General features: G+C 43.2%; 11 protein-coding genes and 1 riboswitch. Of the genes, 3 read left to right on the top strand and 8 right to left on the bottom strand.

Annotated features, from left to right (window positions below; all coding sequences use genetic code 11):
• Positions 1-7 precede the first annotated feature (7 nt).
• Positions 8-1,273 (bottom strand): transcription termination factor NusA, encoded by a 1,266-nt coding sequence (nusA, locus tag CI960_RS00780; RefSeq protein ID WP_094582170.1) that lies wholly within the window; start codon positions 1,271-1,273, stop codon positions 8-10.
• 4 nt (positions 1,274-1,277) lie between these two features.
• Positions 1,278-1,745, bottom strand: a complete 468-nt coding sequence (rimP, locus tag CI960_RS00775; protein ID WP_005859398.1) for a ribosome assembly cofactor RimP — start codon at positions 1,743-1,745, stop codon at positions 1,278-1,280.
• Between the two features lie 237 nt (positions 1,746-1,982).
• Positions 1,983-2,093: riboswitch (TPP riboswitch) on the top strand.
• A 42-nt stretch (positions 2,094-2,135) separates the two neighbouring features.
• Between rimP and CI960_RS00770 the strand changes: the two genes are divergently transcribed.
• Genes CI960_RS00770 through CI960_RS00760 form a run of 3 tightly spaced genes read left to right on the top strand, consistent with a single transcriptional unit; the run spans position 2,136 to position 5,619 of the window.
• Positions 2,136-4,334, top strand: coding sequence for a TonB-dependent receptor (locus CI960_RS00770; RefSeq protein WP_005859402.1), 2,199 nt, complete (start codon positions 2,136-2,138; stop codon positions 4,332-4,334).
• Positions 4,335-4,354: 20 nt separating this feature from the next.
• Complete coding sequence (gene pnuC, locus CI960_RS00765; protein ID WP_005859404.1) at positions 4,355-4,942, top strand: nicotinamide riboside transporter PnuC; 588 nt, start codon at positions 4,355-4,357, stop codon at positions 4,940-4,942.
• Between the two features lie 17 nt (positions 4,943-4,959).
• Complete coding sequence (locus CI960_RS00760) at positions 4,960-5,619, top strand: thiamine diphosphokinase (protein ID WP_005859406.1); 660 nt, start codon at positions 4,960-4,962, stop codon at positions 5,617-5,619.
• Between the two features lie 80 nt (positions 5,620-5,699).
• On the opposite strand, the gene CI960_RS00755 is transcribed toward CI960_RS00760, so the two are convergent.
• The 6 genes from CI960_RS00755 to CI960_RS00730 form a co-directional block, all read right to left on the bottom strand.
• A complete protein-coding gene (locus tag CI960_RS00755) occupies positions 5,700-6,047 on the bottom strand; it encodes a hypothetical protein (protein WP_005859408.1) in 348 nt (115 codons plus the stop codon).
• Positions 6,048-6,131: 84 nt separating this feature from the next.
• Positions 6,132-7,616: a DUF3868 domain-containing protein gene (locus tag CI960_RS00750; RefSeq protein WP_005859410.1), complete on the bottom strand. Its 1,485-nt coding sequence runs from the start codon at positions 7,614-7,616 to the stop codon at positions 6,132-6,134.
• Positions 7,617-7,624: 8 nt separating this feature from the next.
• Complete coding sequence (locus tag CI960_RS00745; RefSeq protein ID WP_005859412.1) at positions 7,625-8,182, bottom strand: DUF3575 domain-containing protein; 558 nt, start codon at positions 8,180-8,182, stop codon at positions 7,625-7,627.
• A 42-nt stretch (positions 8,183-8,224) separates the two neighbouring features.
• Positions 8,225-8,512: an HU family DNA-binding protein gene (locus CI960_RS00740; protein WP_005859414.1), complete on the bottom strand. Its 288-nt coding sequence runs from the start codon at positions 8,510-8,512 to the stop codon at positions 8,225-8,227.
• A 222-nt stretch (positions 8,513-8,734) separates the two neighbouring features.
• Positions 8,735-9,316: a PD-(D/E)XK nuclease family transposase gene (locus tag CI960_RS00735; RefSeq protein WP_005859416.1), complete on the bottom strand. Its 582-nt coding sequence runs from the start codon at positions 9,314-9,316 to the stop codon at positions 8,735-8,737.
• 476 nt (positions 9,317-9,792) lie between these two features.
• Positions 9,793-12,537 carry a DUF4906 domain-containing protein gene (locus tag CI960_RS00730; RefSeq protein WP_005859418.1) on the bottom strand — a complete coding sequence of 915 codons (2,745 nt, stop codon included), beginning with the start codon at positions 12,535-12,537 and terminating at the stop codon, positions 9,793-9,795.
• Positions 12,538-12,560: the final 23 nt, after the last annotated feature.

Here is a 12,560-nt window from a genome sequence, read left to right as displayed (position 1 = left end):
GTAATACTTATTCGTTACCTTCATCTTCAAATTCCGCAGATAAGATAGCTAAAAGATCGTCCACGGTCTGTTCTTCCAGATCGGCACGTTCAATAATCTCATTGCGGTCCATAGCAAGGACACTCTTCGCCGTATAGCATCCTATATTCTTCAGTGCGTCGATCACCCAGCTGTCGATCTCGTCGGAGAACTCATCCAAGTAGATATCCTCCTCGTCCGCTCCTTCGATATCACGGAATACGTCAATCGTATACTCAGTCAACATACAAGCCAACTTAATATTCAGACCGCCCTTACCGATCGCTAAAGAAACCTCCTCCGGACGTAGATAAACCTCAGCTTTCTTTTCCTCCTCATTCACACGGATAGAAGAGATCTTAGCCGGGCTTAAGGCACGCTGGATAAACAAAGAGAGATTTGAGGTGTAATTAATCACATCAATGTTCTCGTTTCTCAACTCGCAAACGATTCCGTGGATACGAGAGCCTTTCATACCTACGCAAGCGCCTACCGGATCAATACGGTCATCGTATGACTCGACAGCCACCTTGGCACGCTCTCCCGGGATGCGGGCGATCGCCTTGATCGTAATCAAGCCGTCATTAATCTCCGGAACCTCCAACTCAAACAACCGTTGCAAGAAGACCTTATCCGTACGGGAAAGAAGGATCTTCGGGTTGTTATTATAGTTATCCACACGTTGAACGATCGCACGTACGGTCTCTCCCTTACGATAGAAATCGGTCGGGATTTGCTCGGATTTCGGCAGTAGCAACTCATTACCATCGTCATCCAGCAACAGGATTTCTTTCTTCCACACCTGATAAACCTCAGCGGCGATGATGTGGCCGATTTTATCCTTATACTTAGCGTACAAGCTGTCTTTCTGCAATTCAAGTATCTTTGAAGCCAAAGTTTGGCGCAAGTTTAAGATCGCACGGCGTCCGAAGTCTGCGAAATGCACCTCGTCGGTCACTTCCTCGCCCACCTCACAGTCGGCATCGATTTTACGGGCCTCCGTCAACGTAAGCTGCAAGTTCTCATCCTCCAATTCATCATCAGCCACAACCGTACGGTTTCTCCATATCTCGAAATCACCTTTCTCAGGGTTGATAATCACGTCATAGTTCTCATCCGTGCCAAACATCTTGGCGATCACGTTACGGAACGAATCTTCCAAAACGCTAATCATCGTATCTTTATCGATATTCTTCAACTCCTTGAACTCCGCAAGGGTGTCAATCATACTGATTGTTTCCTCTTTCTTGGCCATAATCTTACTTGAATCTTATTAAGTATTTTGTATATTTTATTTCATCAAATGTATACGACTCATCCTCCACCACAGTCACCTTCCGCTTAGCGCCTTCCGGTTTCACCTTCTTCTCGACAGAGACAACCACACCGTTCTCGTCGGCAGATTTCAACACACCGGTCAGCTTCGAGCCGTTTTTCAACAGCATCTCCACCTCGTTTCCGATGTTCTTGACGTATTGGCGAAGTACCTTGAAAGGAGAAGTAATGCCGGCGGAGCCAACCTCCAGCTCATAATCCTCGACGTCACGATCCAGATGCTCCTCCAAATACCGGCTCAACTCGGCGCAATCATCAATGCTTACCGCTTCATCGTTATCAATTTCAACGACTATCAGGTTTCCCGGTTTAATCACCACGTCTACTAAATAATTGCTTGAAGAGGCTAGTTTTTCCTCTATTAATTGGCTTACCACTTTCTTTTCTATCATACACATATCTGTTAAGAACAAAAGAAGGGGACTACCCGCCCCCTCCTCAACTTCACTTAATCGCCCGCAAATATACAAAAAATCAATGAGTTCTCAAAATATCCTCATCTTTTTACAGAAAAAATTAATACGACACAAACCGGATTACTATCCATAGTAATCAGAATTAATATCTATAGAAATCCGATTTACTATTGACAGTAATATTTATTAACACTTTTATGCCTATCTTTGCTGCCGAATACGAAGGGGTGCTCGCAAAATCCTTCACGAAAGGAGCGGGCTGAGATCATACCCATAGAACCTGTACAGGTAATGCTGTCGTAGGGATTCATGCTTCTCCGATCCTTTCTATTCATCTATTTAGTTTTAAAGCAAAAAGATGAAAAGATGAAAAATGTATTGGTTATCTTGGCCGGCTCCTTACTGGCTACAACCGTCAAGGCACAAATGCCCAGTCCGGTCGACTCCTTGAAAATCTCAAAAGACGTATCTTTGGATGAAGTAGTTATTACCGCTACCAAAGTCGGGAAAGAAACCCCGGTAGCTTATAGCGACATCTCCAAACAAGAGCTAAGCAGCCGGAACAACGGGCAAGGTATCCCATTCCTTATCTCCCAATCCCCGTCTGTTATCATGACCTCGGATGCCGGAACAGGTATAGGTTACTCCGGTTTTCGTATCCGGGGTACAGACGCGAACCGTATCAATATCACGATCAATGGCGTACCGGTTAATGACTCCGAGTCTCATACCGTATTCTGGGCTAATATGGCCGATATAGCCTCCTCGGTAGAATCGATCCAGATCCAACGAGGTGCCGGAACCTCTACGAACGGAGCCGCGGCTTTTGGCGCTACGGTCGCCATGCAGACCGAGAAACCGTCCTTAAAGCCTTACGGCGAATATTCCGTATCAGCAGGTTCTTTCGGTACGCTGAAGCATACGGTAAAAGGCGGTACCGGATTACTTTACGATCATTTCGCTTTCGACGTCCGCTACTCCAATATCCGTAGCGACGGCTTTATCGATCGTGCCTCCGCCCGTATGAGCTCTTACTATGCCTCCGCCGCTTTCTATGCCGATAATACATTGATTAAATTCCAAGCCTTCGGGAACAGCGAGAAGACCTATCAAGCATGGAACGGTGTTCCGTCTTATTTACTTGACACAGATCGTAGCTATAATCCATGCGGAGAATATGAGGAAGATGGAGTGAAGAAGTTTTATAACAATCAGACGGATAATTATTGGCAACACAACTACCATTTAATGGCCAGCCAGCGTATCGGAGATTTCTGGAATATGAACCTGACCCTTCATTACACCGATGGTAACGGATATTACGAGGATTATAAATCGAAAGCCAAATTCAGCAGTTATAAACTACCGGAATATATCGATCCGGAGGGTAATACCGTAAAAAAGACGGACCTTGTGCGCCGTAAATGGCTCGACAATTATTTCTATGGAGCCGTTTATAGCGCGAACTATCAACATGACAACACCCGCCTTACGCTGGGAACCGCCGTCAACAACTACGTAGGCGACCATTTTGGCCGGGTAATGTGGACCAAAAGCGCAAACGTCTTGCCACAACCGGATTACGAATATTACCGCAATACCGGTAAGAAATTAGACTACAACGCATACGCAAAATTGACCCAACGTCTTTCCCCTCTTTTCACCGGCTATCTGGACTTACAATACCGTGGGATCCATTACACCATTAAGGGAAACGATGACAAAGCCGAGGAAGAGCTGGACATTCATAAGAACTGGAACTTCTTCAACCCGAAAGCCGGTATAAACTTCCATAACAACGGCCATAACGCATTCGTCTCTTTCTCCGTCGCAAACCGGGAACCGAACCGTGACAATTTCACGGAGGCAGGCCCCGAAGAACGTCCTACCCACGAGACCTTATATGATTACGAGGCCGGTTATAGTTTTGGTAACAACCGTTTCCGGGTTGGAGCCAATCTCTATTTCATGGATTACAACAACCAATTGATCCTGACCGGCAAGATCAGCGAGATCGGTGAGGCCCTCACTTCCAATATAAAGGATAGCTACCGAATGGGCATCGAGCTTACCGGAGGTGTACAAATCACCTCTTGGCTGAATTGGAACGCGAACGTAACCCTCAGCCAAAATAAAATCAAGCATTTCGTGGAATACGTGGATAACTGGGATACCGGAGTACAAGAGATCAACGATCTAGGTACAACGAATATCGCTTTCTCCCCAGACCTAATCGCAAACAGCATGTTCGATTTCGCTTACAAAGGATTTATCGCTAGTTTCAACTCGCAAGTAGTAGGCCGCCAATACATAGACAATTCAAGCAGCAAGGATCGTTCCATCGATCCCTACTTTATCAATAGCCTACGTATCGGTTACGCCTTCCAGCCTAAGTTCATGAAAGAAATAACCCTAGACGTGACTATCAACAACCTCTTCAACGAGAAGTACGAGACCAACGCATGGGTATACTCTTATATCGAAAACGACACACGTAAAAAGGATGACGGTTATTTCACCCAAGCCGGCACGAACGCCATGGCCAGGATCACCTTCAAATTCTAACTTAATTTTCAATTACTAAAATGGTTTGGCTAGAATACTTCGGAGTAATAACCGGTCTACTCTATCTCTTTCTAGAGATTAAACAACATAAGGCCATGTGGGTGGTGGGATTCCTCACCTCCCTCGTGTATGTATTTGTCTTCCTGTCCGCTAAGATCTATGCGGACATGGGATTGCAAACCTATTACGTAGGAATCAGCATATACGGTTTCTATCAATGGACCCGGAAGAAACATGAGATACACACGGAAAACGACAGTCTTCCCTCCGACTGTATCCTATACACCCATCTGAGCCTTCCGCTTTTCGTGGGGATTATCGGAACATTGGCCGTTGTATTCGCCATCTTATGGTATCTCCTTCATCAATTCACGGACTCTCCCATCCCCGTAGGCGATGCGTTCACCACGTCGGTAGGCATTGTCGCTACTTGGATGCTGGCAAGGCGAATTATCGAGCATTGGATTTTTTGGGTAATCGTAAACCTCGTTTCCGTATATCTTTATTACCTTCGGGGCTTGTATCCGACGATGCTACTCTATTTTTGCTATGCGACACTAGCCATAGTAGGCTATTACAATTGGCGGAAGAAAGGGGAAGAGTTTTGAATTATGAATTTTGAATTATGGGAGATAATATGGAAAGTCTGGAAGGAGGATGTGTGATCGTAGCGAATGGGAGATTTCCTTCCGCTGAGTTACCCTTGAGATTATTAAAGGAAGCGAAAACGATTATCGCTTGTGATGGAGCCGTAAAGACACTTTATGAAAAGGGTATTCATCCGGACGCTATCGTAGGAGACTTGGACAGCATACCCGCCGGCCTGCGCGAACGCTACGCAGACCGAATCCATCATGTAGAGGACCAAGAGATCAACGACCTCACCAAATCCGTCCGTTTCGCCCATACCCAAGGCTATCGAGAAGTTCTTATATTAGGTGCTACCGGATTGCGTGAGGATCATACATTGGGAAATATATCCCTTCTTATGGACTATGCCCACTTATTCAAGCGGGTGGAGATGTTATCCGACTATGGCCTTTTCACTCCTATCTTAGAAACAACAACCTTCGCTTCTTATCCGGGACAACAAATCTCCATTTTCGTTCTTTATCCCGAAGGGGAGATTAGTACGGAAGGACTCCGTTGGCCCATTCGCCGACGAAAGCTCACCTCATGGTGGCAAGGAACTCTCAACGAGGCTTTGGGAGACCAATTCACTGTCACTCTCTCCCCGGATTGCCGGGTAATCATTTACAGGGAGGCATCCCATACAAAAGAATAGTCCTGAAAAGTATCACTACTTTCCAGGACCCTTACACCCCTCAACTTTACATGCTTAAATAAGAAGCGTTCGCTTCCTTATCAAGCAGATAATTTTTTTAACTCATTCTCTTTCCATTCGGAAAAACCTTCTACCCTATCCCTTATCTGGAACTGTAGCTTATCGTCGGCAACCAACTTCAGCACAGCCGTGGGAGAAAGCGGCAAATACATATCATTCACGGCGAAAAAAGCTTTCAGTAAGACCACATCATAGTCGCTGCGGATCACTTCTTTCTTTAATACAACCGGTACCTCCATCTGAGTCAGATAATAGGCTGAACGTTCGTATGCGCACCAAGCATCTCCTTCCAGATACAGATAGACACTGTTTGGATTATCTACCTCATGAGGCAGAACCAACTCTACTACATCTGATGCTTGTTCCATATAAAAGAAATTATTATTAATATTTGTCTTCATGACATTTACAAATTAAGTGCCTTCTGCCCTATACCTAGGGAGGAATAGCTATCATTTTACAGCGTTGAAACTATCAAATACCGCATTATCCTCTATTTTCTTGCGCAATTCCTCTAAATTTATCGCCGCGGCCTTTACACCCATATCCTGAGCCTGCTTCAATAGGGTCTCCGCTTCTGTCAAATCACCGGTCAACATACTTAACACTCCTTTTGCGTGAACCGCCTCCGGAGCGTTCCCCGCCTTCGCCAAATAGTTCTTAGCGGAAGCATAATCACCCTTGCCCATAGCGATATTCGCAGCGTTAAGATTCGCTACCGGATCATTCGGGAACATACGGACAGCAATATCAAATACATTATCATATTCGTCACTACCGATCTCATAGCTGTTAGCCACCGCGAACATCTCCCCTAAACTTAGCTGTTGCGGACGAGTCTTGATGATCTCACGCCCCTCATCCACCGTAAACTCACGCACCGTATAATCAATCTTATATTCCGAACGACGTAACGAAGGGAAAATATCTTTCAACACATAACGGAAAGCGGCGCCACCACCCAAGGCACGTAACTTAGCCTCCTTGCGATCCGGATCATCCGAGCTATCGATAATCGCCAATACCTCGCTACGATTCGGCACATTCGGATCGGCCTCTACCTTTTCCTTAAAACCGACCCAATCTTCCGGTTCCGAGCTCATCGTGAAAAAATCAGCCTTGAAGTCATTCTTCTGGCGGATATAGTCACGTAACGCTTTGACACGATTATCCGCCAATTTCTTATTACTAGCGTAAGAGCCTTCCGGTGAGGCATATCCTTTCAGTACGATACCTGTCGGTTTCACGTTCTTATCCTCTGTAACGGTACGGATCGTATTATTGATCTTCGCCAACTCCACCGCATTATTACGGAAATCAGGAAGAATCTGATATTTACCCACTTGGAAGTCCAAGAAAGCCGTACCAACTTCCGCACGATGCTTCTCCGTCTCTGCCATCGGCGTGATATAAGAGAATGTAGGCTGAACCTCATAGCGCTTATCCGGACGACGACGAATCTTGTCCGCGATCAATAACGGACTACCGGCCTCTTCCTTACCGCAACCGCATAGATTCGGGTCTAACACGACACGTGCGTCTTTCATCCAATCCTCAAAAGGCACGGCGGTTTTATAACTTACCACTTGATCTTCCTTCCCGGCTTTCAAGATAGTATAATGAGGTACGTCGTTCAAATTATCCAAGGCGACCTCACGATTATATACTTTCTGGCGGATACGTCCGTTCACCAAAATAGAAGGAAGCCCCTCTTTTTGCGAAGCCGATTCCAAGACGGGGGTCAGTTCCAAATAGCTACGGGATTTCACCGCATCGCTACTTACCGTCACCACGGCATCGATATATACCGAGTCGCCCTTCTGTACCACGTCGTTACAAATCACTTTAACCCCATCCGAGGCAGTCTGTCCCATGATTGCCGGAGACACGACGGCCATCATAGCCGCCATCATATATGCATTTATCTTCTTGTTCATCGCTTGGGTCATTTAATAAAGTAAATAATAGAAATAGCGGCTTTCGTAACCCCGAAATAATCTTTCGTATCACTTTTCAATACGGTTCCGCAAGTGGCACAAGGATATTTATCATAATCCAGATGCGCCCAACCAATACCCAACACGGCTTCCATGCTCCACCGATCGCTTAACAACCACTGATAACCATAAGAGAGTCCAGCGCCATACAAATTACCTTGATAACGGTGATTCTCCATATTCTTGCTCAAGAACTTTAGGCCTCCAACATTGTAATCCGCATAATGCGCATGCAAGCCGAAGAAATGTCCATTAAACTTCTCACACAACCAATAACGAGCTTCTGGTTGTACCAGCCAATGTTTCATACGAGCCTCATCACCAAACTTCCATCCATTATAGTTGCCGGATAGATCCAGCGACCATTTTTTAGCCAAGCCAACCTCTACGCCCAAGTTGATCGTAGCAGTCGCATCATAGAGCAAGTTCGACTTCACCGCGAACTTCTGGCCGTAAACGCCTGTCGTAGCTACCAAGAGCAGGACTAGGAAAAGAATTCTCTTCATATCGAATATTTTTTCGTTTTTATTATACATACGTGAATGCCTTCACTTCGACGAGCTCACATTCAACTGTTTAAGTAATAATTTACCGGGCTTAAACTTCACGCTTTTACGAGCTCTTATCATATAAGCCACCCCATTCTTAGGATTTCTGCCGATCCGTTCGGTTTGTTCCCAAGCGGAGAACGTCCCAAAGCCCAATAGCATCAAAGAACCATCACTTTCCAAAGCCTCTGTCGTAGTCTCTTCCCAAGCTTGAACAAAGCGCATCGCCTCCGCTTGCGTAACCGACAATTTATCAGCCAATGTTTTCACGAGTTCTCTCCTATTCATCCCTTTCACTTTTAATTTGCATCACAAAAATAGATTATAACATTTCTTAGCACGATAGGTGTGAGTTTCAACTTTAAAGGGTAAACCTACCAACTATCCTTGATTGATAAGAACACCTATTCATTTCAAAGAAGGTGATAGGAACACCGACACTTTATAAAGACAGCAAGGGGCAGACTTGTGTAAGCCTGCCCCTTAGCTGTTATACCATATCATCCACATCTAACACTTAATCTCTTCCTTGCGAATGAGATTCTCCAGATCGTTTATCTCCTCCAAGGAAAGCCCCGTACATTGGGCGATCACAGAGGGATCCAAGCCGATTCTTTTTAAGTTCAAAGCGGTACGTAAAGTAATCAAGCGGCTACCTCTCACCTCACCTTTTGCCTCAGCATTCTCCACCGCATACTCCATCGTCGCCTTCCAATCCCGGTAGATCTTCAGGTTCTCGTCGTAGATGGCACGCTCCTGCGGGGTGAGGGCACCCAAGTTCGCCACGTCCAGCAAACGGCGGAAGTGGGCCTCTTTCTCCTTTAAGGGAGACATATCAAACAGGTTCATATTCTTCAGTACATAAATTGTTTTTTCTAACGGAGTAACGCACTCCTCGTAACGCAAATCGAATCGTTCGAAAGAGACATAGATCTGTTTCAGCCGAATCCGCCCTGTTTGCTCATTTGCCAGAACCACGTCCGTTCGCCATGAAGGGAACTCGGGAAGGCTGAAGTTCAAAAGGTAGATTCCATATACCGGGAGCAGGTCGTATTTCCACTCCGGGCCCTTCTCTCCTTGACGGGAGATCATACGGCAAATATAGTAAAAACTGCATCACCTCACGCTCGTCGTACAAGGCGGCCTTGAAGCCACTATCCAACATGATATTCACGTAATGTTCCATAGTTCGTATGGGTTTTGATTGATTAATACTTGACAACGTATCTATGCCGTAAAGGTAAGGACTATTTTCCGAATAAAAAATCTCGTCTAGATAAAATAAGCCATTCATAACACCAACTGTACAATTGGGCATCATAAGCGGTTGTGAATGGGCATTCTTACACTGTTATACCCCAGCCGTAAGCCTATTTTTTTCTTGCGTATTTGGAGGCTAGCCGTAAATTGGGCGGAAAAAAGGATTCTCCGGGAGTTAAGGATACAAAGTGTTAGATTGATTTCAGTTAAATAGAGAGAGACACAGCATGATGCTGTGTCTCTACAATTAGATATATATTAAAACCGTTTTTCGCAGCAATTGATTCTACTTTTTCTGGATTTTAATTCTATTTGTAATTATCTTTTACACAACGGATAAATCCAGTATATCCAGTCTTCTCCACTAAAGAAATATGTTCGTTAGCAAGCAACCGATAAGCATGTTGTCCGGATTTTCCATTTTTAGCAATGCCACTATATGAAGTACGAGCAAAAACGGTTTGGCCTTTTAAGCCATTAAATTCATTTTTCTTATATGATCCATATGCACTCGCATCAGTTCCAACTAGATAAATAACAGACAATTCCGCTTGATTCGGCATACGCCAACCATGCTCATTCATTATACGATTACATGGATTCGTAAGATTTGTTTTTGCCTTCCATGTTCCACCAACTTGATTGCTTGACACACTTCCCCTAACAATACAAAAAGACTTATAAACCCTGTTTATATCATTATCACGTTCATTATGTGGGTCCAATTCATTCATGGAAGGAGCCGGTTTTAATGAATTTGCATTCAAATAGTCAAACGTAACAGTAAGTGCCTTAGGATCAACAGAAGATATTTTGAAAAGCGTTTCAGGTGCCTTTTTTCTATCTAAATTATTCTCATCCATTCCTTTCATATTCAAATCTCGTATACACCGATAGTTTCGTATCTTTCCTGTCGTATGACTATCATCATTACCTATTGTAATTCCTTCTTCTGCCCAAAACACAACTTTGCCATCATTATTACTTGGTATATAATGATATTTAGCTGGAATATTTTTAGCAAAACCCTCTTTTACCCAATCATCTATATTAAAAAGTGAAGATTCCGCAGATAAAGACGAGCGCCCCAGCCATAAAGATATATATTGCCCAGAAGAGGCCAAATACCATTTTTTCTCTTTTGAGTCTATCACTCCATCCCCATTCTCATCTCGATTTCGTTGCAAACAAGCATAATACGCATTTTTATAATCGTCCTTCATCTGATTAGAGTTACTTTCTTTTGAATAATCCAAAAAAGTGCTCCAACCTTTACCACTAAAGTCTGGTAGATTTAAACGGCCATAAGCAATATCCTTGATTTTACTTGGATTAGTTGTTGTATTTAATAATCCGGTCTCGTTTATAGTCTCAATCCCCCAAGCGTTATAATCTTCTCCTTTGTTTAAATCATATATTGTCTGGATAGAATGTTGTTTAATCACGAACGAGGCATCTGAAGTAAGAGTACTATTTCCTCCAGATGTCTGTTTCTGTGTTTTATCCATAATAAAGAATTCACGATCAAGTGTATTAACAAACTCTGGCCACATTATACTTTGATAATAATACTCATTCACAAAACAAACAAACTCGATAGCTCCCTCATTTGTGGGAGCTAGAAGAGAATTCTCTCCTTTTGCCCATTTATTCAACTCAGTCAATAATTCTTCAACAGAAAGCAATTCACTCACGTGCTTCTCATCAGGATATTTATAGGTTTCTTCTACAGGCACATCTTTTAGAGATTTAAAAGAAACCCAATTTTTTGACTCCTCCTTTAATTCCGAGAATTCTGTTAATTGGAAATTAGTCAGAGGATCTTTTACGTAAACTCTCAAATCTGTAGTTTTAAAATCCGATTTATGAAACGTTATTTTTCTTGCCTCAAAATGAGCGTCTAATTGAATTGATTTTCCTTCTCCCGAAACCGTTACATCTCCTTCTTGCCGCCAAACATTATTATCGGTAGCTGTAACTTCCGTTTTTATACTTTCAACTCCTTCTATCTGAATATTATATGTATAATTCATATTACGCTTTGTTGAAAAATCTTTATGATCAACCTTATCGCTACTCCCCGCTCCTAAACCTAAATGAATACAATATACAACTTCCGCACTCGTTTCTTTTCCGTCTGTATCTTTTGCGTAGTAAGAACCTTTCAATAATACGTACGTAGCCGGCTTATCGACATATGTGAACACTCTTCCTTCCGGGGGTGAATTTCTTAAAGACCCTTTCGATAATTTTTCACGATCATCCGCAGAATTACAACCCTCTTTTCCATTAGCTATATTTTCAGGCATATAAAAAGTAAAAAATCCTTCATCTCTTGAGATTGTCAATTCCTGAGTTGAATAAGAAACAATCTCTTCTGAAGTAGAACCTTCCCATACATTTACCTTTTTAGGAACTTCACAAACTTGGTAACTTTTCAATTTAAATTCCCGGCCATCTGCCACTTCAATTTTAAAAGTCACCTTAGCCGCTACTCGCTTTAAGTAAATTTTGCCTTTCTCAACCAATGTCCCATCCACTTTGACAGTACAATAATCTTTTGTATCATCCTCATTATTCCATAATCCACTTACCAATGAGGTAGTATTCGCAAACTGGACCGCTTTATCTCCTCCAACTTCCGCTAAAAGAGAAGTCAAATCAGATTTTGAAGGATGATTATTTCCCAACCACGACTCTAATCTTTCCGAAAGTCCCGGAAACATATCATAATCCACATTTCCTATCGCAAAAATCCGTTGTTCTCCGGACAAGGTAGAGAAAGATATGGTAGATCCGGAAAGTTCCGTATACTTTTGAGCGGTTATAAACTCATCATTATCCTTTTTAAAGGAAAACACATATAAATCAGCAACACCACTATCAGAAAAAGCCTTTGTCTCAATCTTACCGCTCATAGGAATCGTCACAGATAATTTCACCACCGTAGGGATACCTTCTTCTACTTCTGTTCTTTGAGCCAGATACTCATCGTTTGTGCAAGCGCTTAGGATTAATAATCCTAATAAAAACATAATATATTGTTTCATCATCTTGATTTTTTAGCCATTAGACA

The sequence above is a fragment of the Parabacteroides sp. CT06 genome (genome assembly GCF_002257605.1).
GTDB lineage: Bacteria > Bacteroidota > Bacteroidia > Bacteroidales > Tannerellaceae > Parabacteroides > Parabacteroides distasonis.
The sequence above is the reverse complement of the archived record's forward strand: the minus strand, read 5'-3'. Positions and strand labels throughout refer to the sequence as shown.

Bases quoted from the DNA above. Each gene is read 5' to 3' on its own strand.
- nusA (WP_094582170.1), bottom strand. From the start codon at position 1,273: ATGGCCAAGAAAGAGGAAACAATCAGTATGATTGACACCCTTGCGGAG.
- rimP (WP_005859398.1), bottom strand. From the start codon at position 1,745: ATGATAGAAAAGAAAGTGGTAAGCCAATTAATAGAGGAAAAACTAGCC.
- CI960_RS00770 (WP_005859402.1), top strand. From the start codon at position 2,136: ATGAAAAATGTATTGGTTATCTTGGCCGGCTCCTTACTGGCTACAACC.
- pnuC (WP_005859404.1), top strand. From the start codon at position 4,355: ATGGTTTGGCTAGAATACTTCGGAGTAATAACCGGTCTACTCTATCTC.
- CI960_RS00760 (WP_005859406.1), top strand. From the start codon at position 4,960: ATGGGAGATAATATGGAAAGTCTGGAAGGAGGATGTGTGATCGTAGCG.
- CI960_RS00755 (WP_005859408.1), bottom strand. From the start codon at position 6,047: ATGGAACAAGCATCAGATGTAGTAGAGTTGGTTCTGCCTCATGAGGTA.
- CI960_RS00750 (WP_005859410.1), bottom strand. From the start codon at position 7,616: ATGAACAAGAAGATAAATGCATATATGATGGCGGCTATGATGGCCGTC.
- CI960_RS00745 (WP_005859412.1), bottom strand. From the start codon at position 8,182: ATGAAGAGAATTCTTTTCCTAGTCCTGCTCTTGGTAGCTACGACAGGC.
- CI960_RS00740 (WP_005859414.1), bottom strand. From the start codon at position 8,512: ATGAATAGGAGAGAACTCGTGAAAACATTGGCTGATAAATTGTCGGTT.
- CI960_RS00735 (WP_005859416.1), bottom strand. From the start codon at position 9,316: ATGATCTCCCGTCAAGGAGAGAAGGGCCCGGAGTGGAAATACGACCTG.
- CI960_RS00730 (WP_005859418.1), bottom strand. From the start codon at position 12,537: ATGATGAAACAATATATTATGTTTTTATTAGGATTATTAATCCTAAGC.